The sequence below is a fragment of the Streptomyces sp. CA-179760 genome (assembly GCF_050937045.1).
In the GTDB taxonomy this organism is placed as follows: Bacteria; Actinomycetota; Actinomycetes; order Streptomycetales; family Streptomycetaceae; genus Streptomyces.
Window position 1 is genome coordinate 8,982,789 of the sequence record NZ_JBNJLZ010000001.1, and the last position, 25,915, is coordinate 9,008,703.

General features: G+C 72.3%; 19 protein-coding genes and 3 pseudogenes. 6 read left to right on the top strand and 16 right to left on the bottom strand.

Translation table 11 applies throughout. The features are described from left to right. Positions 1–19 precede the first annotated feature (19 nt). The gene (locus tag ACQEV8_RS40650; RefSeq protein WP_432971408.1) at positions 20–1,189 is read right to left on the bottom strand and encodes a lactate 2-monooxygenase; all 1,170 of its coding nucleotides are present in this window, start codon (positions 1,187–1,189) and stop codon (positions 20–22) included. A gap of 76 nt (positions 1,190–1,265) precedes the next feature. After that, the gene (locus ACQEV8_RS40655) at positions 1,266–1,958 is read right to left on the bottom strand and encodes an alpha/beta fold hydrolase (protein ID WP_432971411.1); all 693 of its coding nucleotides are present in this window, start codon (positions 1,956–1,958) and stop codon (positions 1,266–1,268) included. Between the two features lie 254 nt (positions 1,959–2,212). On the opposite strand from ACQEV8_RS40655, the pseudogene ACQEV8_RS40660 reads away from it, so the two are divergent. Beyond that, positions 2,213–3,275: pseudogene (locus ACQEV8_RS40660) on the top strand (IS110 family transposase). A gap of 4 nt (positions 3,276–3,279) precedes the next feature. Here ACQEV8_RS40660 and ACQEV8_RS40665 read toward each other — a convergent pair. Then, positions 3,280–4,872, bottom strand: coding sequence for a purine-cytosine permease family protein (locus ACQEV8_RS40665; protein WP_432971414.1), 1,593 nt, complete (start codon positions 4,870–4,872; stop codon positions 3,280–3,282). Between the two features lie 206 nt (positions 4,873–5,078). Beyond that, positions 5,079–5,636: a hypothetical protein gene (locus tag ACQEV8_RS40670; RefSeq protein WP_432971417.1), complete on the bottom strand. Its 558-nt coding sequence runs from the start codon at positions 5,634–5,636 to the stop codon at positions 5,079–5,081. Between the two features lie 326 nt (positions 5,637–5,962). On the opposite strand from ACQEV8_RS40670, the gene ACQEV8_RS40675 reads away from it, so the two are divergent. Further along, on the top strand, positions 5,963–6,397 hold the full coding sequence (locus ACQEV8_RS40675; protein WP_432971420.1) for a protease inhibitor: 435 nt from the start codon (positions 5,963–5,965) through the stop codon (positions 6,395–6,397). 153 nt (positions 6,398–6,550) lie between these two features. Here ACQEV8_RS40675 and ACQEV8_RS40680 read toward each other — a convergent pair whose 3' ends face one another. Genes ACQEV8_RS40680 through ACQEV8_RS40700 form a run of 5 tightly spaced genes read right to left on the bottom strand, consistent with a single transcriptional unit; the run spans position 6,551 to position 9,713 of the window. Then, positions 6,551–6,757 (bottom strand): CDGSH iron-sulfur domain-containing protein, encoded by a 207-nt coding sequence (locus tag ACQEV8_RS40680; RefSeq protein WP_432971423.1) that lies wholly within the window; start codon positions 6,755–6,757, stop codon positions 6,551–6,553. Further along, the gene (locus ACQEV8_RS40685; protein ID WP_432971426.1) at positions 6,738–7,391 is read right to left on the bottom strand and encodes a HemK2/MTQ2 family protein methyltransferase; all 654 of its coding nucleotides are present in this window, start codon (positions 7,389–7,391) and stop codon (positions 6,738–6,740) included. The genes ACQEV8_RS40680 and ACQEV8_RS40685 overlap by 20 nt, the downstream gene beginning before the upstream one ends. A gap of 21 nt (positions 7,392–7,412) precedes the next feature. Further along, on the bottom strand, positions 7,413–8,426 hold the full coding sequence (locus tag ACQEV8_RS40690) for an iron-containing redox enzyme family protein (RefSeq protein ID WP_432971429.1): 1,014 nt from the start codon (positions 8,424–8,426) through the stop codon (positions 7,413–7,415). A 41-nt stretch (positions 8,427–8,467) separates the two neighbouring features. After that, positions 8,468–8,656 carry a hypothetical protein gene (locus ACQEV8_RS40695; protein WP_432971432.1) on the bottom strand — a complete coding sequence of 63 codons (189 nt, stop codon included), beginning with the start codon at positions 8,654–8,656 and terminating at the stop codon, positions 8,468–8,470. 46 nt (positions 8,657–8,702) lie between these two features. Next, positions 8,703–9,713 carry a Ppx/GppA family phosphatase gene (locus tag ACQEV8_RS40700; RefSeq protein ID WP_432971435.1) on the bottom strand — a complete coding sequence of 337 codons (1,011 nt, stop codon included), beginning with the start codon at positions 9,711–9,713 and terminating at the stop codon, positions 8,703–8,705. A 145-nt stretch (positions 9,714–9,858) separates the two neighbouring features. Here ACQEV8_RS40700 and ACQEV8_RS40705 point away from each other — a divergent pair, with 145 nt between their 5' ends. Together ACQEV8_RS40705 and ACQEV8_RS40710 are read left to right on the top strand one after the other, a co-directional pair. Next, positions 9,859–10,200, top strand: a complete 342-nt coding sequence (locus ACQEV8_RS40705; RefSeq protein WP_432971438.1) for an ArsR/SmtB family transcription factor — start codon at positions 9,859–9,861, stop codon at positions 10,198–10,200. Between the two features lie 6 nt (positions 10,201–10,206). Then, entirely contained in the window at positions 10,207–10,734 is a 528-nt protein-coding gene (locus ACQEV8_RS40710; RefSeq protein ID WP_432971441.1) for an SRPBCC family protein, read from the top strand. A 4-nt stretch (positions 10,735–10,738) separates the two neighbouring features. On the opposite strand, the pseudogene ACQEV8_RS40715 reads toward ACQEV8_RS40710, so the two are convergent. From ACQEV8_RS40715 to ACQEV8_RS40730, 4 genes and pseudogenes are all read right to left on the bottom strand, one after another. Next, positions 10,739–13,560: pseudogene (locus ACQEV8_RS40715) on the bottom strand (NHLP bacteriocin export ABC transporter permease/ATPase subunit). Position 13,561: 1 nt separating this feature from the next. Continuing rightward, positions 13,562–15,787 carry an NHLP family bacteriocin export ABC transporter peptidase/permease/ATPase subunit gene (locus ACQEV8_RS40720; protein WP_432971444.1) on the bottom strand — a complete coding sequence of 742 codons (2,226 nt, stop codon included), beginning with the start codon at positions 15,785–15,787 and terminating at the stop codon, positions 13,562–13,564. Continuing rightward, on the bottom strand, positions 15,784–16,590 hold the full coding sequence (locus tag ACQEV8_RS40725) for an HlyD family efflux transporter periplasmic adaptor subunit (protein WP_432971447.1): 807 nt from the start codon (positions 16,588–16,590) through the stop codon (positions 15,784–15,786). The genes ACQEV8_RS40720 and ACQEV8_RS40725 overlap by 4 nt, the downstream gene beginning before the upstream one ends. 116 nt (positions 16,591–16,706) lie before the next feature. Further along, entirely contained in the window at positions 16,707–16,922 is a 216-nt protein-coding gene (locus ACQEV8_RS40730; protein ID WP_184587045.1) for a type A2 lantipeptide, read from the bottom strand. A gap of 748 nt (positions 16,923–17,670) precedes the next feature. Here ACQEV8_RS40730 and ACQEV8_RS40735 point away from each other — a divergent pair. Further along, positions 17,671–19,095, top strand: a complete 1,425-nt coding sequence (locus ACQEV8_RS40735) for a S1 family peptidase (protein ID WP_432971450.1) — start codon at positions 17,671–17,673, stop codon at positions 19,093–19,095. Between the two features lie 162 nt (positions 19,096–19,257). Here ACQEV8_RS40735 and ACQEV8_RS40740 read toward each other — a convergent pair whose 3' ends face one another. After that, positions 19,258–21,414 carry a SpoIIE family protein phosphatase gene (locus tag ACQEV8_RS40740; protein WP_432973355.1) on the bottom strand — a complete coding sequence of 719 codons (2,157 nt, stop codon included), beginning with the start codon at positions 21,412–21,414 and terminating at the stop codon, positions 19,258–19,260. Positions 21,415–21,676: 262 nt separating this feature from the next. Between ACQEV8_RS40740 and ACQEV8_RS40745 the strand changes: the two genes are divergently transcribed. Then, positions 21,677–22,342 (top strand): LuxR C-terminal-related transcriptional regulator, encoded by a 666-nt coding sequence (locus tag ACQEV8_RS40745; protein ID WP_432971453.1) that lies wholly within the window; start codon positions 21,677–21,679, stop codon positions 22,340–22,342. Positions 22,343–22,633: 291 nt separating this feature from the next. On the opposite strand, the pseudogene ACQEV8_RS40750 reads toward ACQEV8_RS40745, so the two are convergent. Then, a pseudogene (locus tag ACQEV8_RS40750) lies at positions 22,634–24,103 on the bottom strand (ATP-binding cassette domain-containing protein); the annotation flags it as partial. Next, positions 24,100–25,857 (bottom strand): ABC transporter ATP-binding protein, encoded by a 1,758-nt coding sequence (locus ACQEV8_RS40755; protein WP_432971456.1) that lies wholly within the window; start codon positions 25,855–25,857, stop codon positions 24,100–24,102. The gene ACQEV8_RS40755 and the pseudogene ACQEV8_RS40750, both read right to left, overlap by 4 nt. Between the last annotated feature and the right edge of the window lie 58 nt (positions 25,858–25,915).

Here is a 25,915-nt window from a genome sequence, read left to right on the forward strand (position 1 = left end):
GCCTCGCCCCCGCCTCGCCTCAGACCGGCTCCTCCGTCAGGTCGGCCGGACCGAGCGTCGCAGGCGTGGCGTGGCCCGACAGGGCCAGGGTGAGGTCGAGTTCGGCCAGGAGACAGCGGATGACGTGTTCGACGCCGGGCTGTCCGTCGAGACCGAGACCGTAGACGTAAGGGCGTCCGACGAGCACCGCCCGCGCGCCCAGCGCGAGGGCCTTGAAGATGTCGTCGCCGGTGCGGACTCCGCTGTCGAAGAGGACGGTGAGCCGGTCGCCGACGGCGTCCACGACCCGGGGCAGCGCGTCGGCGGCGGCCACGGAACCCGCCACCTGGCGGCCGCCGTGGTTGGAGACGACGACGCCGTCCATGCCCGCCTGAGCGGCCAGCCGCGCGTCGTCCGGGTGCAGGACGCCCTTGAGGACGATCGGGCCGTCCCAGTTCTCCCGCAGGAACGCCAGGTCCGGCCAGGACTTGGCCGGGTCGGAGAACATGCCGACGAAGTGCATCACGGCCGCGTTCGGGTCCTCGTGCACCGGTTTGGCCAGACCCGCCCGGAAGGCCGGGTCCGAGAAGTAGTTGGCCGTGCCGACGCCGTGCAGGAAGGGCAGGTACGCCTGGTCGAGATCGCGGGGCCGCCACGACAGCAGCGGGGTGTCCAGGGTGACGACGAGCACGCTGAACCCGGCTGCCTTCGCCCGGCTCAGGAAGCTGCGGGCCACCTCCGGGTCCTTGGGCCAGTACAGCTGGAACCACCGCTCGGCGTCGCCCATCGCCTCGGCGACCTGCTCCATGGGCGTGCTCGACGCGGACGACAGGACGTACGGCACGCCCTGTGCGGCGGCGGCCCGGGCGGCGGCGGGTTCGGCGTCCGGGTGCATGATCGACAGCACGCCGACCGGGGCCAGCGCCAGCGGCGCGGGCAGGGCGCGGCCCAGCACCTCGACCGACAGGTCCCGTGCGTGCACGTCCCGCAGCATGCGCGGCACGATCCGGCGACGCTCCAGGGCCGCCCGGTTGGCGCGGGCGGTGCTGCCGTTCCCCGCGCTGCCCGCCACATAGCCGACCGGGCCGGGCCCGAGTCGCTGCTCGGTCAGCTCCTCCAGCCGGGTCAGATCGGTGGGCAGGCGCGGCACGGCCCCCGTCATCCCGTTGAGATAGATCTCGTACTGGAAGTCCGCCCAGTGCTTCGCCATGACGTCCGTCCCGCCTCTCGTCGCTGAGAACGCGCAGTACGCCGACCATACCGACCGGTAGGCAGGACGGGAGTGATCAGGGCCGGGCCGCCGACTCGTGCAGGACGCGTGCCAGTTCGCGTGGCCGGGAGAACATCGGCCAGTGGCCGGTGTCCATCTCGATCAGCTCCCAGCACTCGCTCTTGAGCAGCTCGGCCACCACGGGCATCGGCTCGTCGCCGTCGAGCAGGCACTTGACGTACGTCGCAGGGAGCTCGCCGAGGGGGCGGGTGAGCTCGGCCGGTCCGGTGAGCGTGGCACCGGGGTGCGGGGTCGCGTTCACGATCCGGGCGATCTGCTCGTCCGTCAGCCCCTGTCCCGCGTACTCCGGCGCGCCGAGCGGCGGCCAGTACCCGTCGTGCTCGGCGATCGACTGCCGTACGTCTTCGCTCGGCCAGCCCGACAGGAACGACTCGCCGTCCACCGGTACGTTCGCGTCGACGAACACCACCCGCCGCAGCCGGTCACCGATCCGCTCGGCGGCCTGCCCGACCGGGACGCCCCCGTAGCTGTGCCCGACCAGCACCACGTCCCGCAGATCGAGCCGCTCGACCTCGTCGACGATGTCCCGGACGTGCGTCTGCTGCCCCGCGGGCAGGCCCCGCTTCTCGGCGAGGCCCGACAGCGTCACGGCATGCACGTCGTGCCCGGCCGCGCGCAGTTCGGCCGCCACCTCCTCCCACGCCCACGCTCCGAGCCATGTCCCCGCCACCAGTACGAAGTCGGTCATGCCCGCAACTTAGCCGGAGGGTCTGACAGTGAGGATGTGGGCGGCATCGCTCGGGGGTCTGACTCTGGGTCTGACTGGCGCTTCGGCTGCCTGTGTGTTGAATCGTCGGCCCGCGGGTGGTGTCACTGCGTGTGCTCGCGGGTGTCCGTGACCTCATAGGAGCTTGGCCGTCGGGCCTCTTCACTGTCTCGTCCGTCTGCCCGGGCAGCACACGCTGTTCCACCACGCCTCGTACGAAGGACGGCAGAGCAGGCATGAGCGCGCCCGGGATAGCAGTGATCGGCGGAGTCGATACCCACACGGACATCCACCAAGCCGCAGTGATCGACTCGGTCGGCCGCCACTTGGACACGCGGTCGTTCGAGACGACGGCGGCCGGCTACGAACAGCTGCTGGCCTGGCTCCGGACCCAGGGCGACGTCATCGCCGTCGGAATGGAGGGCACCGGAGCCTACGGCGCCGAACTCGCCCGGTTCCTGACCGCCAACGACATCACAGCCGTGGAGGTCGACCGCCCAGACCGCAGGGCCAGACGAGCCCACGGCAAGTCCGACCCGATCGACGCCTACGCGGCGGCCACCGCCGTCCTCTCCGGCCGCGCGAGCGGAACGCCGAAGAGCCGCGACGGGATCGTGGAGGCCATCCGCGCGCTGCGCGTGGTCCGCAAGAGCGCGGTCAAGGCCCGCACCCAGACCATCAACCAGATCCGCTCTTTGACGGTCACCGCGCCCTCCGCCCTGCGGGAGAAGCTGCGGGGACTGCCCACCGCCGTGCTCCTCGACACCCTCGCCCGGACCCGGCCCACCGGGGACCTGACCGACCCCGCAGTGGCGGCCAGGACGGCCTTGCGCCGCCTCGCCCGCCGCTACCAGGCCCTTCAGCAGGAGATCAAAGAGGCCGACGCCGACCTCGCCCCCCTCGTGACACGTGCGGCCCCCAGCCTCGTCGCCCTGCCCGGAGTCGGCATCGAGACGGCCGGACAGCTTCTGATCACCGCCGGAGACAACCCAGACCGGCTCCGGCCCCGAAGCGTCTTTCGCGCACCTGTGCGCGGCCGCCCCGATTCCCGCTTCCTCAGGCCGCACCGACCGCCACCGCATCAACCGCGGCGGCGACCGGCACGCCAACAGCGCCCGCTACACCATCGTCCTGGTTCGCATGCAACACGACGCACGGACCAGGGATTACGTCGCCAGACGCACCGCCGAAGGCATGACCACCAAGGACGTCATGCGGTGCCTGAAACGGTTCGTCGCCCGCGAGGTCTACAGGCACATCAAAGCCACCGACGTCCCGGTCCTGGCACGACCAGCTTGACGATCTATAGGAGCTTCAACGCCCCCTCGGCGCCGGGCCCCGTGATCGGCGGTACCGCCACCTCGACGGTCCGGGCCAGCCGGGCGCCCTCGGGGCCGTACACCGCCCGGGGTTCGGGGAACAGCCACAGCAGGGCCAGGAACAGCGCCGCCGCCACGACCAGCGACAGCGGCAGGCTGATGTCCACACCGCCCGCCAGGTCGCCGAGCGGGCCGACGAACTGCCCGGGGATGTTGGTGAACAGCACGCCGAGCACCGCCGCCACCCACCAGGCGGTCACACCCCGCCAGTTCCAGCCGTGCGCGAACCAGTAACGGCCGCCTCGCTGACGGCGGTTGAAGACCTGGAGCGCCTCCGGGTCGTACCAGCCGCGCCGTGTCCAGTAGCCCAGCATCATCACGACCATCCACGGTGTGGTGCAGGTGATGATCATCGTGGCGAAGGTCGAGATGGAGCGCACGAGGTCGAGGCCGAACCGCCCGGCGAAGATGAACGCGATCGACAACGCGCCGACCAGCAGCGTCGCCTGGACCCGGGACAGCCTCGGGAACACGGACGAGAAGTCGAGCCCGGTGCCGTAGAGCGCCGTCGTGCCCGTCGCCATGCCGCCGATCAGCGCCAGCAGGCACACCGGCAGGAAGAACCAGCCCGGGGAGATCGCGAGGAGCCCGCCCACGAAGTCGGGGGCCGCCGGATCGACGTACTCCGGCGCCTTGTCCGCGATGATGCTGGCGGTCGTCAGGCCGAACAGGAACGGCAGCAGCGTCGCGAGCTGCGACAGGAACGCGGCCCCGACCACCCTCCGGCGCGGGGCGCTCGCCGGGATGTAGCGCGACCAGTCGCCGAGGAACGCCCCGAACGACACCGGGTTCGACAGCACGATCAGCGCCGCCCCGATGAACGACGGCCAGAACAGGTCCGTCGTCGCCGCGTCCGCCGAGTCGGTGAAGACGCCCGCGTACGACGGGTCGAAGTCCCCCGCGAACGCCAGGGCGCCGAGCAGGAACAGCGCGCTCGCCGAGGTCACCGCGATCTTGTTGACGAACAGCATGAACCGGAAGCCGTACACGCACACGGCGAGGACCAGCACCGCGAACAGCGCGTAGGCGACGGCGTAGGACAGGTCGTCCCGGGCGAGTCCGAAGAGCCGGTGGGCGCCGCCGACCAGGGCATCGCCGGAGCTCCACACCGAGATGGAGAAGAACGCGACGGCCGTCAGCAGGGACAGGAACGAGCCGACCACCCGGCCGTGCACCCCGAGGTGCGCGGACGACGAGACGGCGTTGTTCGTGCCGTTGACCGGGCCGAACACCGCCATCGGACAAAGGATCAGCGCGCCCGCGACGACCCCGAGGAGGGTGGCCGCGAGCCCCTGCCAGAAGGAGAGGCCGAACAGGATCGGGAAGGCGCCGAGGACGCAGGTGGAAAAGGTGTTGGCGCCGCCGAAGGAGAGCCGGAACAGGTCCAGCGGGGTCGCGGAGCGCTCGGCGTCGGGGATCCGGTCGACGCCGTGGGTCTCGACCTCCGTCAGGGACGGGGGAGAGGCGGCGGGGGAGGGGCGGTCGGCGTCTGCGGGGCGGTCGGCCGGCGAGGACAAGAGGGCTCCAGCGGGGACGGGTCGGCGGAGCGCGGTGTGACGCGACGACTTGAGCGGACGGCCGCCCGCCGGCGCCGGGGTGTGCGGCGGCGCGCGGATGCCGTCCTCATGGGGTCTGCCGACCGTAAACGATCAAGGGTCGGCGACGCCAGAGGGCGGATCATCCATTCTCGACATTGCTGTTGGACGATTCCTCCACTCCTGGGTCACTCCTCGTCGTCAGCGGGCGGCGTGCGGTCCGTCTCGGCGTCCGGTCCCTGGGCCCGAACCCGCTGCACGTGTTCGAGGGAGTCGCGCAACTCCGCGAGCCAGTCGTCCGTATGACGCTGGACCAGACGCACGCACCAGGCCAGCGCGTCGCTGCGGCTGCGGGCGACGCCGCCGGCGATCAGGGTGTCGAGGACCTGGCGCTCCGGCTGGCGCAGCCGCGTCATCACCGGCGCGGCCACGTGTGTGAAGAGCGCGCGCCGGCCACCGCACTCCACACCCCAGGACACCTTCCGTCCGAACCGGTGCTCGGCCTCCCGGGCCACGGCCATCCGCTCCTCGCGGGTGCGCTCCCGGAACTCCTGCACCCGGCTCTCCAGGGCCGCCTCCCGTTCGGCGTCCGGAGCGTCCTGAGCCAGCCGGGGTTCGGGGATGCGGCCGATCACGGTGATCTCCTCGCGGTCGACCGTGAGCTCGGTCAGTTCCTCGAAGAGGTCGTCGGGAAGGCGGCCGGCGAACCAGCCGCGGAGCTTCTCTCGCTGTTCGTTCGTAATCATGTAATGACGATTACTCGACCTGAGCATGAACACAAGGGGCCGCGAAGTGGTCGGCTGAGAGCGGAATCGGAATGTTTCAGGCCTATTAACGAACAGCTCGAAATCGGCCATCTGGCCGCATCGTGCCCCCGGAAGCCGTGCGGTTACGGGCTTCACCCGTCCGCATTCCGTAACTTCACGCCACTGATTCAATACGCAATGTTACTGAAACCGGTGGGGTCGATGTGTGTTTCGGCGGTGGACTCGGCAGACTCGCGCTCGCCGATCCGGCACCGACCGAGCACGGATCGGCACACCCTGTAATCGAATGCGGAAGGATGCACACAATGCGGAACACCGCGCGCTGGGCCATGACCCTCGGCCTGACGGCCACCGCCGTCTGCGGACCCCTCTCCGGGGCGTCGCTCGCCAGTCCGGGTCAGGCCCCCACCGCGCTCTACGCCCCGTCGGCCCTCGTTCTCACGGTGGGCCATGGTGAGAGCGCGATCGCCGTGACCCCGGAACGCGCGGTCACCCTGACCTGTGCCCCGAAGCCCAGCGGCACGCACCCGGCCGCCGGCTCGGCCTGTGTGGAACTGCAGGGTGTCGGCGGGAACATCGACGCCCTGACGGTCAGGGACGGAGTGATGTGCACCAAGCAGTACGACCCCGTGGTCGTCACCGTCGACGGTGTCTGGCAGGGCAAGCGCGTCTCCTATGAGCGCACCTTCTCGAACGACTGCGTGAAGAACGCCCACGGATCGGGCCTCTTCGCGTTCTGAGACCGGGATCGCGCGGTTCCCGTGAAACAGGCGGCCCGTTGCTGGGGAGCCGGGTTGCCGCAGCGGGGATCTGCGATCTCGTACAAGGGGGCCGGCGGGCGGAGTGGGGCCGCCCGTCGGCCCCCGGGCTTTGCTCCGGGGAGGGGCCCCGGGTCACGCCCGGTCGCGGTGGCTCGTGTCGCACCACGGGTAGCGCCGGCTGCGGCGGCAGGTGCACAGGGCCACGCGGAAGCGGTCGGAGCGGACGACGGAGCCGTCCTCCAGCTCCACTTCCACCGGGCCCTCCATCAGGAGCGGGCCCTTGCGCTGGACGGTGACGCGCCGCGGCGGCGCGGACCGGTCAGACGGGGAGTTCGGCACGGACGACCACCAGCTCTTCCTCGTTCTCGGCGGCGGACAGCAGCCCCCGCTGCCGCAGCCAGCGTTCCCGGCCGCGCAGCACCGGCCCGAACGCGATCCGGTGCCGACGGGTCACCGCGGCCTTCAGGCCGGACGCGCGCAGCTGCCCGACGGTCAGGTCCGGGTCGCTGAGCGCCGACTGCACGAGCAGGAGCACCCCGCCCGGACGCAGCAGGGCGGGCGCCTCCCGGCAGATCCGGTCGACGATCAGCCGTCCGTCACCGCCCGCGTCCCAGGCACGTGCCGCGCCGCGCGGCTTCCCGCCGCTCTCCGGCGCCGGCACGTACGGCGGATTGGCCAGGATCAGATCGAACGACTCCCCGCGCACGGGATCGAAGAGGTTCCCGTGCCGGATGCGGAGAGGGAGTCCAGCCAGCCGGGCGTTCAGCCGCGCCGCCCACACAGCGCCCCGGGACACGTCCACGGCGGTCACACGGAGACCGCGGTGCGCGGCCGCCAAGGCCAGGGCGCCGGTCCCGGTGCCCACGTCGAGAACCTCCGCGCCCGGGACCAACGGCTCGTCGAACAGGGCACCGGCCAGCAGCTCGGTGTCCTCCTGCGGGGTGTAGACGCCCGGGGGTGCCAGAGGATTCACGTCGCTCGGGTACCCCGGCCCTCAGGAGATATAGGTCATCTCGTGAGCAAGCAGTGCATGAAGTGATGAACGTGACGCGCGCCAGTCGGTGAGCAGCCGGGCGCCGAAGCGGTCCTCGACGAACTCGGTGGCGTCGATCCCGAAGGCGACATCGGGAGCGAGGCGCGGCTCTTGTTCCAGCAGACCGCCGATGACGTCGTGGCGCACCACCTGCTCGTGGACCGCGTCGGCCTCGACGTGCTCGTCGTAGAAGTGCTCGGCCGCGGGTCCGGCGCCCGTGCGGCGCATCGCCTCGGCGAGCCGCCGCGATCCCGGGGACGAGGTGATTTCGACCGCCGCGAAGTGGCCGATCAGGGCGCCCCTGTGGGCCCGGTGCAGGCCGAAGAGGGACATGAGGTTCACCGTGACCAGGGCCTCGGCGGTCGCCGCGTCCAGGTAGCGGCCGTACGTGGTGTCCAGGCCCAGGTCCGTCATCAGGTCCGCGTACAGCCGCGCGTGCACGCGGTCGGCGCGGCCGCCGCCCCACTCGTCGAACTCCACCGCCGCCATCCCCGCCTTCGCCCGGCCCCACAGCCGCGGCAGCACCCAGGCGTGCGGGTCGGCCTCCTTGAGGTGGTACAGGGAGCGCTGGGCCGCGTACTCGCGCACCTGCCACAGCGCGCCCTCGTCACGCAGGAAGTGCGTGACGCCCGTGCCGTGGACCGGCTCGGCCAGCAGGCCTCGCAGCGCCTCGCCCACGCTGTCGTGGACCCGGGCGTCGGTGCGCAGCGCGGACAGGAAGCGGTGCTCCAGGGTCGCCCGGGTGCGCAGCAGGCCGGGGTCCCACTCCAGCTCCGGGGTCACGCCCGCGAAGCCGCGGTAGTGCAGCTCGTAGCACAGGTACAGGGCGAGCTGGAGGTCGTCGCCGTACACCTCGGCCCGGGCGACTTCCTCGGGGCGGGGCAGCCGGCCCGCGCCCCGCAGGTACGCCTCGACACCCCTGCTCAGCGGGCCGCGCGGGGTGGGCAGGGGCGGTTCAGGGCAATCGTGCTCCATGCGTGCCGGGTACCCGGGCGTGGCCCGGTCACCCGCCCGCGTCACTCTCCCTCGGACTCCTCCTGCGCGCGCTCGTTCGGTGTGATGGCATCCCCCGCCTCGCCTCGGTGGCGTCGTCGCCCGGCGGAGTCCTCGGTGCGGTCCTCGGCGTCCTCTATCTCGCGCAGGACCTCTTCGAGGGCCGTCTCGGGCTGCTTGCCGGAGGCGTCCTGGTTCTTGTCGTGGGACACGGGGGTCTCCTTGCTGTGTTCGGTACGTCGGTTCCGCCCCTCGTGATCAGTTGGCCGAGGCGGCGGCGATGCGCAGCGGCACCGGGTCAGGAGGGGCGGCCTCCTCGTTGCGGCGGGTCACCTCCGCCCACCAGGACGGGCCGTCCTCGATGTGGCGCAGCAGCACGCCCTCGCGGATCGCCCAGGGACAGACCGTGACGGACCTGATGCCGGTCAGCTTCATCGCGGTGTGCGCGACCACCGCGCCGGCCAGGCTCTGCGCGGCCCGCGGCGCGGAGATGCCGGGCAGGCGCGCGCGTTCGGCGGCGGGCAGAGCGGCCAGTGTCGTGATCGCCTCCCGCAGCCCCGCGCGGTGCAGTTCCCGGTCCACGAACGGGCCGTGGCGTCCGGGTGCGGCGCCGCACAGCCGGCCCAGCTGCTGGAACGTGCGGGAGGTGGCGACCGCGGTACGCGGGCCCTCCCAGCGGATCCGCGCCGCGACGTCCCGCAGCTGATGGCGGACCCTGCGGCGCAGCGCCCGGACCCGCTCCGGCGACGGAGGGTCCTCGTCCTCGAAGAACTCGTGGGTGAGCCGCCCCGCGCCCAGCGGCAGCGACGCCACGAAGTCCGGCAACCGGCCGCGCCCGAAGGCGACTTCCAGTGAGCCGCCACCGATGTCGAGTAGGGCGAGCGGCCCCGACCGCCAGCCCATCCAGCGCCGGGCCCCGAGAAACGTCAGCTCGGCCTCGACCTCACCCGGCAGGGTGCACAGTTCCACGCCGCTACGGGCCCGGACGGTGTTCAGCACCTCGTGCCGGTTCGGCGCGCCCCGCACCACGGCGGTCGCGAAGGCGAGCGGGCCGGCCGCGCCCCACCGCGTGGCGGTCCTGCTCGCCTCGGCGACCGCGTCGGCGAGTTGTCCGACCGCCTGCTCAGGGATGGGTTCCCCCGGTGTGACCTGCTCGGACAGCCTGAGCCGCCACTTGGAGGTGTGCACCGGCAGCGGCACACCGTCCTCCGCGTCCGAGACGACGAGTCTGACCGTCTTCGATCCCACATCCATCACGCTGATTCGCATGGGGCGGGGGTACCCAATTACGCGGCGGAGCAACGAAAGTGTGCGCGGAGTACGGCGAAGTCACGCCACCGGACCCGGGCACTCCGTGGCCTTGAACCGGTATATTCCTTGACAGGTATATAACCGCAGGGGCATATTGAAGCTCATGTCCGACGCCGCCCTCTGGACCGCCCTCGCCGACCCCCACCGGCGGGCCATCGTCGCGCTGCTCCTGGAGCGGCCCCGGGCCGTCGGTGAGATCGTCGAGGCGTGCGGACTGAGCCAGCCGAGCACCTCCAAGCACCTGAGAGTGCTGCGCGAGGCGGGTCTGGTCCGGGTGCGGCAGGACGCGCAGCGACGTGTCTACGCCCTGGACCCCGGCCCGATCGCCGCACTCGACGCCTGGCTCGCTCCGTACCGCGAACTCTGGAACGAGCGCCTCGACGTGCTGGGCCGCCGCCTCGACGAGACGCCGGACACCACGGAAGCACCCACACCGAAGGACTGATCCGCCATGGCAGCCGAACTCACCGGCACGTATCTCACCCTGGACGACGGCCGCCCCGCCGTCCGCTTCAGCCGCACCTACGACCATCCCGTCGACCGCGTCTGGCAGTTCGTGACCGACCCGGACGAACTGGAGCGCTGGTTCCCCTGCCGTGCCGAGATCGAGCTGTGCCCCGGCGGCACGGTCAGGTTCAGCGGCGACCCGCACATGGCGGACTCGACGGGCCGGGTCATCGCCGTCGACGCGCCCCGGCACCTGTCCTTCGAGTGGGACGGGGACGAAATGCGCTTCGACCTGGAGGAGACCGAGGACAAGCGCACCCGCCTCACGCTCACCAACGTCCTCCAGGCCGAGGACTCCGCCGCCCGCAACGGCGCCGGCTGGGAGGTGTGTCTGACCGCGCTGGACACCAGGGCCCGTGGCGAGCAGGCCGCCGGTCCGCACGCCGGGGCCGACGCGCCCTGGCGGGAGCTGTACGCGGCCTACGTCGCGGCCGGAGTGCCCTCCGGCGCCCCGGTACCCGGGGCGGAGTGACCTCTCACGCCATCTGCCGCCGCACCAGCTCGTGCAGCCGGCCGTTCGTGTCGGCGAGCAACTGGTCGGGCGGGCCCTGCTGGATGACCTTGCCCTCCTCCATCACCACGACCCGGTCGGCGTCCATCACGGTGGACAGCCGGTGAGCGATGACGACCCGGCTCGCGTTGAGCGCCTTGGTGCTCTCGATGACCGTGCGCTGGGTCTCGTTGTCGAGGGCGCTGGTCGCCTCGTCGAAGAAGAGGATGCGCGGCCGGCGGATCAGCGCCTGCGCGATCATCAGCCGCTGGCGCTGACCGCCGGAGACGGCACCACTGCCCGCGACGATGGTGTGCAGGCCCATCGGCATCCGCTTGATGTCCTCGGCGAGGCCCGCCATCTCGGCCGCCGCCATCGCCTCCTCCGGCGTGTACGGCTCGGTGCCGCAGATGACGTCCAGGATCGAGCCGGTGAACGGCTGCGCGTGCTGGAGCACCACCCCGCACTGCCGGCGCACCGCCGACTGGTCGAGGGCCCCCAGGTCCTGCCCGTCGTACAGCACGCTGCCCGACAGCGGCCGGTCGAAGCCGATCAGCAGGCGCAGCAGCGTCGACTTGCCGCAGCCGCTGGGGCCGACGACCGCGACGAACTCGCCCGGCTTCACCTCGAACGACACCTCGTCCAGGATCAGCGGACCGTCGTCCGAGTACCGGAAGGACACCCGCCGGGCCTCGATCGCGCCGGACAGCGGCCCCGGCCGCGTGCTCGCCGTCCGCACCTCCGGCGCCGCGTCCAGCACCGGCCTGATCTCCTCGAACAACGGCAGCGCGGCCACCGCGGAGACGAACGAGCCGGTCAGCTGCGTGACGGCGGTCAGCACCATCGTCACCGAGGTGTTGAAGGTGAGGAACGCGGCCGCCGACATCGACCCCGGGCCGGGCCGGCCAGCAGCATGAACATCAGCAGCGTGCACAGCGGCAGATACACCGCGCCCAGCACCGTCGAGAGGTTCTTGATGCGGCCGACCCTCTGCTGGAGCTCACGGCTGCGCGCGAACTCCGACGCCCACGCGGCGTACGCGTAGTTCTCGGCGGCGGCCACCCGCAGCTTGGGCAGACCGCGCAGGGTCTGGAAGGCCTGGTTGTTCAGCTTGTTGGAGAGCACCACCAGCCGCCGCTGCCAGCGCACCTGCCACAGCCCGAGCCCCAGGAACACGGCCGCGATGACGACGAGCATGCCGATCGCGGCCATCGCCATCGGCACGCTGAACCACAGCAGCAGCCCCAGGTTCATCGCCCCGATGGTCACCGACTGGGCGACCGTGGGCCCGACTCCCGCCAGCAGCCGGCGGATCGAGCTGATGCCCATGGCCGCGCTGGCCAGTTCGCCGGTGGAGCGCTCGGTGAAGAACCTCGTCGGCAGTCTGAGAAGCCGGTCCCACACGGCCGGCTGGAGCGTGGCCTCGATCCGCCCCTCGATCCGCAGGATGGTGAGGTTCTGCAACAGCATGAAGGCCGCCGCCACCACGCTGCTGAGCATCACCGCCAGGCACACCTGCACGATCAGGTTCGTCTGGGCCTTCGGCACGAACTCGCCGAGCACCTTGCCGGTCGCGACGGGCACCAACGCGCCGATCGCCACCGTGACCAGGCCGCTGAGCAGCAGACCGGTCAGGTCGCCGCGCATGCCCTGCATACAGAACCGCAGCAGTCCGAGCGGGCTGAGACTCCGCTCGGGCAGCGGGCGGTAGAACATCACCGCACGGGGCTCGAACTCGTCGGCGTTGGCCTTCTCGATCGGCGTCTCACGGCCGGTCGACGGATGAACGGCGACATATCCGCCGCGCCGCCACAGCAGCGCCACCGGCGCGCCCGAGAGGGCCCGCTGGCCGACCAGCGGACCGACGTTGTCCCGCCACCAGCGACCGTCCAGGCGCACGGCCCGGGTACGGACGCGGGAGGCCAGAGCGACCTGCTCGACCGGATCGAGACGGTCGCCCCCGGTGCCCTTCTGGGTGGGCTCGGTGAGACGGATCCCGGCCGCCTGGCCGACCAGCTTGCAGGCCGCGTAGGAGGCGTCGGCGTCAGCCGCGGTGGTCCGCTTCGAGGACCGCTTGCCGATGGAGGCGAGCAGCGTCTGATCGGCCTGGGCGCGGACCGCCTCACCGGCCTTGATGCCCTCGGCCGTCCGCGTCTCGTGGGTGCGCTCCAGCTGCTCGATCCAGCGGTCCAGCGTGGTCAGCAGCCGGTACTGCTGGTCGACCATGCTCTGCCACAGGCCCGGGTCCATCAGCAGGTCGGCCGCGGCCTCCGCGCCGTACAGCGAGCCGTACTGCACGCTGCCCGGCGGCACCTGCATCCAGAACACGTCGTCGTCCGTGGGCGCCGCGGCCCGCTCGGTCGCCATCGGAGCCTGGAACAGGATGGACAGACTGCGGCCGACACCGAGGGCGAGCGCGTACTCCAGCGGAGACGTCGTCGGCGGCACGTACTGCGGATTGCCGTACTCGTCGTACGACCAGGTCGCGGTGTCGGCGGGCTGGTACAGCTCGCGCAGGCCGATGCGGTGCACCACGCAGTCCCGCAGCGGGCGGGCGACCAGCGTGTGCTGGGGGCCGGGCACCGGGCCGAGCACCAGTGAGCCCGGCTCGAGACGGCCGAGGTGATGCCAGTGGCCCTGCTGGCCGGCGTCCACCGCGAAGAGGTCCACGGCGCCGGAGACGACCAGCCACAGTACTTGCGGGCCCTCCAGGTCGAGACGGTTGAACCCGGCGCAGTCGATGCGCGAGCCCATCTGCCCGAAGGCGCCCAGGACGAGGTCGCCCTCATGTCCCTGAACGGTCGTCATCTCACCGCTCCCTGACCAGCGTGGCGTACGCGCCGCCGCGCGCCACCAGCTCCTCGTGCCGTCCCCGCTCCACGACCGTGCCGTGCTCCAGGACGACGATCTCGTCGCTGTCGCGCACGGTGCTGAGCCGGTGCGCGATCACCACGCAGGCACAGCCGCGCCGGCGCAGGTTGTCCATCACGACCAGCTCGGTCTCCGCGTCCAGTGCGCTCGTCACCTCGTCCAGCACCAGGATGCTCGGCCGGCGCACCAGCGCCCGCGCGATCTCCAGCCGCTGGCGCTGCCCGCCGGAGAAGTTGCGGCCGTCCTGCTCGACCTTGCTGTGGATGCCGCCGGGGCGGCGCGTGATCACGTCGTACAGGGCGGCGTCCCGCAACGCGTCCTCCACCGCGTCGTCCGGGATCGACGGGTCCCACAGCGCCACGTTGTCGCGGACGGTGCCCTCGAAGAGGAACACGTCCTGGTCGACGAAGGAGACGGAGGCGGCCAGCGCCCCGCGCGCAATGTCGTCGATGCGCTGCCCGTCGATGCGGATCACGCCCTCCCAGGGCGCGTACAGACCGGAGATCATCCGGGACACGGTGGACTTGCCGCTGCCCGAGCCGCCGACCAGCGCGACCTGCTGCCCGGGACCGACCGTCAGGTCGAAACCGGTGAGCAGGGGCTTGTCGAGCGGGCTGTAGCCGAAGGTGATGTTCTCCAGCTCGACGTGCCCCTGGAGGCGGCGCGTCGACTCGCCGGAGTCGGGACGGCCGTAGAGCGGGTCGGCCTTGAAGTTCTCCACGTCCTTCAGCCGGGCCACGTCGGCCGCGAAGTCCTGGATGCGGCCCGCGACGCCGTTGAGCCGGGTCAGCGGCGCGGTGAACCGGGCGACCAGAGCCTGGAAGGCGACCAGCAGGCCGACCGAGATATGGCCCTCGACCGCGCGCATACCGCCGATCCAGAGGAGGAGCCCGCTGTTGAGGGTGGCCAGGGTCGGCGCCACCACGCCCAGCCAGGCGCTCGGCACGCCGAGCCGCTGCTGCTCCTCCAGCGTGGTGGCGTGCTGCCCGGCCCACTTGCGGAAGTAGCCGTCCTCGCCGCCGGTCGCCTTCATCGTCTCGATCAGCTGAAGACCGGTGTAGGCGGTGTTGGTGAGCCGGGCCGTGTCGGCGCGCAGCTTCGCCGTACGCGTGGCACGCAGCCGTACGACCACGCGCATGGCCACGATGTTCAGCAGCGCCACACTGATGCCGACGAATGTCAGCTGCGGGTCGTAGGTGTACAGCAGCACCGCGTACAGGACGACCACGATCGCGTCCACGCCCGCCGCAGCGAGGTCGCGGGACAGGGTCTCGGCGACCGCGTCGTTGGACTGCAGCCGCTGCACGAGGTCGGCCGGGCTGCGCTGGGAGAAGAACGTCACCGGCAGCCGCAGCAGATGCCGCAGGAAGCGGGCGCTGGACAGGGTGGAGGAGATGATGCGGCCGTGCAGCAGATTGGCCTGCTGGAGCCAGGTCAGCACGACGGTGAGCAGGACGCACGCGCCCATCGACGCGAACAGCACGCCGAGCAGCGAGGTCTGGTTGCCGATCAGGAACTCGTCGATGTACGTGCGGCTGAGCGCGGGCACCGCCGCGCCGACCGCCACCAGCAGCAGGCTGGAGAGCACAGCGGCGGGCATCGTGCCCGCGGTGCCGCGCAGCCGGGCGGGCATCGCTCCCAGGACGCCGGGCTTACGGCCGCCCCGGGTGAAGTCCTCGCCGGGCTCCATGACCAGCACGACACCGGTGAAGCTGCCGTCGAAGTCCTCCATCGGGACGAAACGGCGGCCCTTGCCGGGGTCGTTGATGTAGACGCCACGGCGTCCGAAGCGGCGGCCCATGCCGTCGTAGACGACGTAGTGGTTGAACTCCCAGAACAGGACTGCCGGCGACTTCACCTCGGCGAGGGCGGCCAGGTCCATCTGCATGCCCTTGGCAGTCAGGCCGTAGCTGCGGGCCGCCTTGAGGAGGTTGCTGGCGCGCGAGCCGTCGCGGGAGACACCGCAGGCGATGCGCAGCTCCTCCAGCGGGACGTGCTTGCCGTAGTGGCCGAGCACCATCGCCAGGGAGGCGGCACCGCACTCGACGGCTTCCATCTGGAGCACGGTGGGCGTACGGACCGTCTTCGCGGCGGCCTTGGGCACCTTGCGCTTCGGCGGGGCCGCGCGGCGCCTGCTCCGCGGCTCCTGTGCGGTGGCGCTCACGGCAGCAGCCAGTCGACGGGACGCTGGTCGGTGAGCCGGATCGAACCCGAGGCCATCGTCATCGAGGACAGCTTGTACGGCGGCCCGTCCGCGGACGACCACTTGTATCCGCTCTTCGTGCCGGACGACTTGTCCAGCCGGACCGTCACGGCCACGGGCCTGCCCTTCTTGGTGAACTGCTCGCCCAGCTGACTGTCCCCGAGGAAGGCGGAGATCTGCTGCGGGGACTGGGCCGCGCGGTCCACCGACTTCACATGGCCGCGCAGCACGCCGTACTCCTGGGTCGGCACGGACTGCACGGTCAGGTCCACCGCGGCGTCGTCGGGGATCGAGGCGGCGTTCTCGGCGGGGACGTAGACGGTCGCGTACAACGCGTCCTTGCTGTGGGCGACCTTCTCGACGGCGGCCACGTTCGCGCCGGTCTGGATGATCTGCCCGACGGTCGCGGCGAGCCCGGAGACCCGGCCCGCGTCGAGCGCGCGGACGACGACCTCGCCCTTGGCCGTACGGACCTTGAGCACGGGGGAGTTCGCGGTCACCTGCTCGCCCTGCTTCGCGAGTACCGCGGTGACCTGGCCCGCGACGGGGCTCTGGAGGAGGTAACTGCCCTGCCCGTGCGTGAGGATGGCGGGTGCGCTGACGGTGGAGGCCACCGAGCCGGTCACCGCCCACACCGAGGCGGCCGCCATCGCGACCACCGTCACGGAGAGCACCAGCCAGCCCTGCGGGCGGGCGAAACGCACCGGGAGGTCGAGTTCCTCCGGTGACTGGAGCTTGGCGAGGGCCTGTTGGCGGAACTGCAAGGAACTTCCCTCACCCGTAGAAGAGGTACCTACTGTCGTGACCGAGGCGGTCACGGCACCCGAAGAACCCGGAACCGCCGGCTGCGGTTCCGGGAATCAACGGCACAAAGGCTCGATCAGAGGCCGGAGACCAGGCCGGTGACCGGGGCCGTGTTCAGGCCGGTGACACCCTCGACGGTGCCGACGGCGGTGTCGACGACGCCGGAGACCGGGGCGATGCCGTCGACCGTGTCGGTGACGGTGTTCACGGCGTTCACGGACAGGCCGCCGGAGATGGCGTCGAGCTGGGCGTCGGCGATCTCGACGGTCTCAACCTGGGGGGTGGAGTTCATGATGGAACTTCCCTTCATATGGATATCTCACAAGGGGGGAGCGGCCCCCTCTGGGGACAGATGACGGCCGCGACCGCGAGCGCCGGGCACCCGTTTCCGGAGTGCCCTCTGCGGCTCCCGCGATGCGATGGATCAAAGCACGCTGCGGGTCCGTGCTTCCAATCAACCAGGCGTCCCACCAGGCAACTTGCGCCCCAGCGGTACCTATTGGTGCAGGAGTGTGCACGTCTCCGTGGCGAGTCCTTCACATGCGCCACAGCATCGGCCCGTCCGGCGTCCTGTATCCGGAGGCGGCGAATCCGGCACTCCCGCCCCAAAGGCGTGACAGGCACCCTCCCGCTTGTGGATAACCCTCCGCTTGGTGACCGGGTTGAGCATTCGATGTGCAGATTCGCTGAAGTCGGGATTCGACTCGGCATTCGCAACAGATCGTTTCCGGTCGGATACGGATCGTGTCTGTTCGGCAGGGTCGCGATGAGGGCCGCAGCCGAAAGACCGTCATCAAGCCAGGCGCCCTCCTGGACCGACAGCGTGCGTCCGCCCGGCCCCCTCCCTGTGACCAGGGCAGTCGCAGACCGGGCGGTCGGTGCGCGGGCGGCGGGAGTTGGCTGATTCCGCGATGCGAAGGGATCACTTGCAAACGCGATTGAACGCCCCATGCGACCCGTGCGTACCTACAGCCATCCAGGCGCCCCCCAGAAGCTGCCGGACGGCGGCAAGGCTCCGTCCCCCCCAGGAGGAGAGAAGTTTGAGTCACAAGCGAATTCCGAAGCGCAAGGCCGCGATAGCGGTGGGCGGCGTGGTGGCGCTCGGCGCGGCCGCGATCCTGCTCCCCAACGCCAACGCGTCACAGGACGGTTCGTCCGACGACGCGGCCGCCGCGCCGAAGACACTGAAGGCGGGCGACGCCTCGGATCTCGCCTCGCAGCTCTCCGGGCTCCTCGGTGAGGCGTTCGGCGGCTCCTACTACGACGGCGACAGCCAGCAGCTCGTCGTCAACGTCGTACCGGGCGACAACAACAACGTGATCGTGCAGGCGAAGGCGGCCGGCGCGCAGGTCCGCGAGGTCGACAACAGCTGGTCGGAGCTGCAGAGCGGTGCGTCGACCCTGAAGTCCGACGCGACCATCGCGGGCACCTCGTGGTCGATCGACCCGCAGACGAACAAGCTGCGTGTCACCGCCGACAGCACCGTGACCGGTGCCAAGTGGGACAGACTGGAATCGACGGTCAAGAGCCTCGGTACCGGCATGGCGACCCTCTCGAAGTCCGCGGGCACCTTCAAGCCGTTCGTCTCCGGCGGCGACGCCATCTTCGCGGGCGGCTCGCGCTGCTCCCTCGGCTTCAACGTCACCGCGGGCGACGGCTCGCCCGCCTTCCTGACGGCCGGTCACTGCACTCTCGGCGGCAACGAGTGGTCGGACGCGGAGGGCGGCCAGCCGATCGCCACGGTCGACCAGTCCACCTTCCCGGGCGACGGCGACTTCGCGCTCGTGAAGTACGACGACGCCGCGACCGAGGCGCCCAGCGAGGTCAACACCGGCGACCAGACCGTCCCGATCACCGAGGCCGCGGAGGCGACCGTCGGCCAGGAGGTCTTCCGGATGGGCAGCACCACCGGGCTCAACGACGGCCAGGTCCTCGGACTCGAGGCCACGGTGAACTACCCGGAGGGCACCGTCACGGGCCTCATCCAGACCGACGTCTGTGCCGAGCCCGGCGACAGCGGCGGCTCGCTGTTCACCCAGGACGGTCTCGCGATCGGCCTGACCTCGGGCGGCAGCGGCGACTGCACGGCCGGCGGCGAGACCTTCTTCCAGCCGGTGACCACCGCCCTTGAGGCGGTCGGCGCGACCCTCGGCGCGGGCGGCGCGGGTGCCGGTGCCGGTGAAGAGGCCGGTGCGGGCGAGGAGGCCGGTGCGGGCGAGGAAGCCGGCGCCGGTGCGGGCGCGGGTGAAGAGGCCGGCGCTGGTGAAGAGGCCGGTGCGGGCGACGAGGCCGGCGCCGGTGCGGGTGCCGGTGAGGAAGCCGGCGCTGGTGAGGAGGCCGGCGCTGGTGCCGGCGAGCAGGCCGGAGGCGAGGAAGCGGGAGCCGGTGCTGGTGCCGGTGCCGGTCAGGACGCCGGGCAGGGTGTCCAGGACCAGGACAACTCGGGTCTGACCGAGTCCCGCTGACCTGAGACCGTCGGAGCCGGTCCGACGATGCCGGCCCGGTACCGCCCCCTTCCTGGCGGGACCGGGCCGGCCCACCGGCGTTGTCGACCGCCGTCCGGCGGTGCACCGGGCCGGTCCCTCCTGCGGGGGACCGGCCCGTCCGCGTACCGTGCCCGGCCCGCACTACCCGACGGCCCTGAGCAGCAACAGCGCGATGTCGTCGAGCCGTTCCTCCCCGTCCCGGTGGTGCCGCTCCTGATGAACGAGACTGTCGGCCAGCTCGTCCAGCGGCTGGTCCCCGGCGTCGGCCAAGCGCCGGCCGAGGTCCGCGAGGGCCTCCTCGAAGTCCGTGCCGGGGGACTCGACCAGCCCGTCGGTGTAGAGGACGAGCAGTGAACCGGGGGCGAGGGCGACCTCCGTCGTCGGGTACACGGCCGACGCGTCGATGCCCAGCAGCGGCCCCCCGGCCAGATCCAGGACGCGCACCCGCCCGTCCGGCCGTCTCAGCAGCGGCGGCGGATGCCCAGCCCGGGACATCACGGCCCGGCCGTGCGCCGGGTCGAGCCGCAGGTAGAGGCAGCTGGCGAACAGTTCGGCCCCCAGGTCGAGGAGCAGTCGGTTGGTGCTGCGCATGACCTCCTCGGGCGCCTGGCCCACTGCCGTGTACGCGCGTACCGCGGTGCGGACCTGCCCCATCAGCCCGGCCGCCGTGACGTTGTGCCCCTGCACGTCCCCGATCACCGCCGCGGCCGTCCCCTGGGTGCCCACCAGGTCGTAGAAGTCGCCGCCGATGTCCATGCCCTGAGTGGCCGGGACATAGCGGCCGGCCGCCTCGATGCCGGGCAGCGAGGGCAGCGAGTGCGGCAGCAGGGCCTCCTGGAGGCCGTGCGCGAGCCGGTGCTTGGCGTCGTAGAGCAGGGCCCGCTCCAGCGCCTGGGCGATCAGCCCGGCCAGGCTCGTCAGCACCGCCCGTTCCTCCGTCGGGAAGGGGTGCGGCTCGGTGAAGGAGAGCACGCACGTCCCCACCGGCCGTCCCTGGGCGATCAGCGGCAGATAGGCCCAGGCCGCGAATCCGTCGGGGGTGGCGAGCCGCGCAGGGTAGAGGCGCTCCAGCTGTTCCCGCGACTCGAAGAACGCGGGCACGCCCGTCCGCAGCACCTTCGTGCCGGGCATCGGCTCGGTGAGCGGCATCCCGTCGAACTGTTCCACCGTGAGCGCGTCCCGGTACCCGCGATGCCCGAGCACGCGCAGCCGGTTCGCCCGCGAGCCCAGCACGACCAGGGCCTGGCTGCCCACGGTCGGGGCGATCTCGTCCGCGACGAGCTGCACCACGTCCTGCACCCCGACCGCCTCCGTGAGCGCCCCGGCCAGATTCAGCACCTGGGAGATGGTGACCAGCCGGGACGGCGTCCCGTCGGGCGAGGGCGCGGCCCGGTTCATCTCCGAGACGGCCCGCGACCTGGTGATCCGGACGCTGAGGCCGGTCGTGCTCGGATACAGCCGGAACGACAGCCACTCGCCCGGCGGGCGCAGCGCCACGAACGACGTGGTGTGCTGGCTCATCAGCGCGGCCCGGTACCGGTCCTCGTACACCGGGTCGTTGAGCCACGGCACCGACGCCCACAGCTGGGTGCCGAGCAGCCGGCTGACCGGGACGTTCAGCAGTTCTGCCGCCGCCGCGTTGACGAAGCCGACCCGCCCGTGCAGATCCAGCGAGACCAGTCCGTACGGCAGCCGGCTCACCATCCGGGCCGCCTCGACCGTGCCGAGCGTGCCGGCGATCCCGCCCACCAGGGGCGAGGCCAGCATGTCGGTCTCGGGGTGCGGCGGGATGCTGAGCTCGGCCGCCCGCTCCAGCCGCACCGCCAGCCTGTCGCAGGCCGCGGTCAGATGCTCGCGCTCATGGTCGGACAGCTCCTCCGGATGCGCGCCGGGCCAGGTGACGAAGACCGCGCCGTAGACGGTGGTCTCGGTGGCCACGGGCACCGCGGCCAGCGCGAACGGGTAGGGGAGCACCACGGCGATCCGCGGATAGTGGCGGGCCATCGCCTCCTCGCCGCCGACCCAGACCAGCCGCCGCTCGCGCGCGGCGTCGGCGACCGGGATCGGCGCGCTCAGCCCCACCCGCTCCCAGGGCGCCGCGAACGCCCGGGGCAGCCCGGCCATCACCGCCATCTCCAGCACCGGCTGATCCGGCGCCATCAGGTACACCGCGCCGGAGTGGGCGTGCACCTCGTCCATCATCGAGGCCAGCGCCAGGGACAGCAGCGGACGGCCGACCGGCGTCCCGGCGGCTGCCGGCGCCTGTACGGACGACTGCCCGTCGGACACGCCGACCACCTCCTCGCACGGCCGCGCGACCGGGCTCAGGAACAAATCTCCACCCTGGCGGCCCGTCGCGCACGACGAGCGGCACCGGGACGATTCGCGGTTACCGTCGGTTACAGACTTCGGGCCCCGTCGAGGGCGCTCGCGTACCCCGACCGCCGATTCCCATGCCGCCGAAGTCGAAGCGCGGCCGGGCGTACGGGCGCCGCGCGTGCGCCCCCTCGCACCTTGATGGCCGGATCTTCGCGCCCACGCAGGGTCACCGTCGCGAACAATGGAGCAGACGCTCAACACGATGAGGGGGGCGTACGGCGAAACCGAGGGGGTGGCAGTGATCCGGGTGCTGTTGGTGCATGACGAGTGTCTGGTGAGATCGGTACTGGCGGAGTGGCTGCGGGGAGAGCCCGATCTGGCGGTGTACGACACGCCGTGGCGCGGTGCCCCGGGCCTGATGCGGTCCGTGCACCCGGACGTCTGTGCGGCGGACCTGGAATGCGCGGACTCCTACGGCATCCCTCCGCTCGGCGAGCTGTACCGGCCCGGCCCGGACGGGGCGCGCCCGCGATTACTCGTGCTCGCCACCGCGAACAGGCCCGGACTGCTGAAGCGGGCGGTCGAGGCCGGGGCGCTCGGCTACGTCGACAAGGAGAGCTCGCCCCAGAACCTGCTGCGCGGAATCCGCAGCGTCGCTAAGGGGGAACGTTTCATCAACGACTCGCTGGGCTTCGGTTTCCTCAAGGCCGCCGAGATGCCGCTGACCCGCAGAGAACTGAGCGTGCTAACCCTCGCGGCCGAGGGAGCCTCCATCGCTGAGATAGCCGGCAGCCTGCACCTGTCCCATGGGACCGTGCGCAACTACATGGCCGCCATCACCCGCAAGACCGGGGCCCGCAACCGCATCGACGCGATCCGCATCTCGCAGGGGCAGGGCTGGCTCTGACCGCCGCCGGGGCGGGCCGGGCGCCCAGCTGCCGACGAGGTCCCGGTAGAGCTCCGAGGTCCGCAGCAGTTCCTCGTGACCGCCGTACGCCGTGCTCCTGCCGTCCATGACCAGTACCCGGCCGGCGCGGCGGGCCGAGCTGATGCGGTGGGCGACGACCACCAGGGTCCCGCCCGGCCGCGCGGCGAAGGCCCGCTCCGCGCGCTCCTCCGTCTCCGGATCCAGGTGACAGGTCGCCTCGTCGAGCAGGGCCAGCGGGGCGTACGACAGATAGGCCCTGGTCAGTGCGATCAGCTGCCGTTCGCCGGCCGACAGGGCCGCCGGGGCGACCCGTGCGTCGAGACCGCCGAGCCGGCCGGCCAGCGGGGCGAGCCCGACCGTCTCCGCCGCGGCGAGCAGTTCCTCCTCGGGTACCGGATCCGGCCGCAGATACGCGAGGTTCTCGGCCAGGCTGGCGTCGAAGACGTACGCCTCCTGCGGGATGAGTACACGCGAGGCGGCCGCCTCAGGCCCGGGCACGGTGTGTCCGCCCACCGTGATCGTCCCCCGGTCCGGTGTGAGGAGCCCGGCGACGAGGGCGGTGAGGGTGGACTTGCCGGTGCCGCTCGGGCCGACGACGGCCAGGTGCGAGCCGGCCGGGAGGGTGAGGTCGAGGTCCTGGATCACGGGCGCGCCGGCGGGGCCGTAGGCGAAGGTGGCCGAGGTGAGGGAGAAGGCCGGGGGCGTGCCGTCGGTGGGTTCCGGCGCGGGGAGTTTGGGGTCCGGCTGCTTCGCGGGCGTGCCGGTGTCCGTCCGGGCCAGCCTGCGCAGCACCACGGTCAGACGGGAGCCGCTGGTGCCCAGACCGTGGACCAGGTTGCGCAGGGCGGGCAGCAGGGACTGGGTGACGTAGGCGAGGGCACCGACCAGGGCGCCGGTGGTGACGCCTTGGGCCAGGAGCCACGGGGCGGCGGCGAGCAGCAGCACGATCGGCAGCTGGCCGCCGACCGCCAGGGACGCCACGCGCAGCACGCCCCAGTGCGCCAGGGCACGCGCCGCGCGCAGTTCCGCCTCCACCCGTTCGCCGGTACCGGCGGCGATCTGTGCCTCCGCGCCGGTCGCCGTGATGTCCCGCAGGCCCGGGCAGACGGCGCCCAGCTCACCGGCCAGCGCCTCGTCGGCGACGAGGAACGTCTCCTGCCGCCGGGCGAGCGGCCGCAGGGTCGCCGCGAACAGGGCCACTCCGGCGACGAGGGGCGGCCCGACGACGAGCAGGAGCGGCGGGGCGAGGGCGAAGAGGCCGGCCAGGGCACCGGCGGCGGTGAACACGAAGGAGCGGGAGACCATCACCAGTCCGGCGAAGGTGTCCCGGGCGATCTCCACCTGCTGCGTGAGCCCCGACAACGAGCTGGGATCACCGGTCCGCACCCCGCGGGAGACGACCCGTTCCACGAGCCGGTCCCGGAGGGGTTCGACCAGCGCGGCGACGGCGGCGTACACCCGCGCGGTCCCGTACGCGCCGACGAGCACAGCGAGCCCGGTCACCGCCAGCCAGATCAGCCCGACGTCCGCCCGCCCGCGCAGGAACCCCTCGTCCAGGGCGCGGGCGGGACCGTAGCCGATGAGGAAGGTCTGCCCGGTCTCGAGCACGGACCAGACGACCAGGCGGAACAGGACCATGCGGCGGGCCAGCAGGAAGCGCAGACCCCGGGCCGGGAGGCCGGTTCCGGCGGGTGACCCGCCGTCCTGGGAAGCCGCGCGCGTACGGATCCTGCCCGTCATGCCGGTACACCCCCCTCCGCGCTCGCACCCGTCCCGGCCGATTCCGTCCCCTCCCCGAACGCCGCCCGGTACTCCGAGAGCCGCCACAGCTCCTCGTGCCGCCCCACCGCTCGCACCCGCCCCTCGTCCAGCCAGGCCACCGCGTCGGCGCACGCGGCCGTCGCGCTGCGGTGGGCGACCAGCAGCCGGGTGCTTCCCGGGCCGTCGCCGAGGAGGGCGTCGGTGATGTGGCGTTCCGTCACCGTGTCCAGGCTGGAGAGGGCGTCGTCGAGGATCAGCAAGCGGCCGCCGTGGGCGAACGCCCGGGCGAGGCCCAGTCGTTGGGACTCGCCGCCGGAGCGCGGGGCGTCGGCGACGGCCGTGTCGTATCCGTCGGGGAGGCGGCGGACGAAGTCGTCGGCGAGGGCCGTGCGAGCCGCCTCCCGGACGCGGGCGGGGGAGGGGTCCGGCAGGCCGAGCCCGATCGCCTGCCCGACCGTGCCGCCCAGGAGAGCCGGGCGGGCGAAGGCGTAGCCGACGGCACTGCGCAGGTCGGCGTGCGGCAGGTCGCGCAGCGGCACCCCGTCGAGGAGCACCTCGCCCTCGTCCGGGTCTGCCAGCCGTCCGGCGAGCGCGGCCAGCAGCGACTTGCCCGCGCCGGAGGGGCCGACCACGGCCAGGGTCGTTCCGCCCGGCACGGCGAGGTCCACCCCGTCGAGCACGGTGCGTCCGCCGCGCCGGGCCGTCACACCGCGCAGCTCCAGCCGGCCGGGCCCGTCGGGCAGCCGGCGGACACCGAACCCGGTCGCGGGCTCGGCCCGGACCTCCCCGAGGCGCCGGGCCGCCGCCCGTGCCCGGGCCAGGCCCGCGAGCCGGCCGACCAGGACGCCGACGCCCGTCGCGAGCACCGCGTACCGCGAGGCCGCGAGGACGTCCCCGACCGACAGCCGGTCCCGGGTGAGCAGCACACCGGCAACGGCGACGACCCCGAGGTGCAGCAGCGGCGCCACGGCGACCGCCCGCGCGGCGGCTCGCCCCTGCACGCGCCACATGCGGTGTCCGGCCCGGGACAGCTCGGGCAGCGGCCGCAGCACACGGGCGGTCTCCTTGTCCTCCGTACCCGCCGCCCGGACGGTACGGACGCCCCCGACGGCCTCCGCCAGCGCGGCCGCGATCCGGCCCTGGGCCCGCTGATATCGAGCCGCGCTCTCGGAGGTGTCACGGGAGACGGCGCGCAGCAGAAGAGTGAGGACGGGGGCTCCGGCGAGGAAGACGGCCGCGAGCCACCAGTGGATCAGACCGAGCGCGACCACACCGCCGACCGGGCCGGCGAGCGCCGCCAGGAGCGCAGCCCGGGCCGAGGGCGTGGTCCCCGCCTCGGCCGCGTTGCCGACCAGACGGGCGACGAGGTCACCGGAGCCGAAGCGGTCGGCGGCCCGCGGGCCGACGCCCAGGACGTGCCCGGTCAGAGTGCGGCGCAGCCACGCGGTGCTACGGGCGTCGACGGTGCCGGTGAGGACGGTCTGCGCCGCGTCGAACAGGGCGAGCAGCAGCACGAGGCCGGCGCAGTACAGCACCCAGCGGGTCGCCGGATCCTGCGCCAGCAGAAGATCGAGGGCCCGGCCGAGTGCGGCCGGCAGCAGCAGCCCGGCACCGGTCGCGGCGATGCTCACCAGGCACAGGGCCGCACAGCGGGCCCCGCTGTACCGGGTGGCCGTACGCAGCAGCGCGCGGGCCTGTCCGGCCGCCGGATCGTCGTCACCACGCGGGGTCATAGGGGCCTTTCGCGGGACGGGTGGGGCCCCGGGCGGCCCTGTCCCCGCAGGGAGAAGG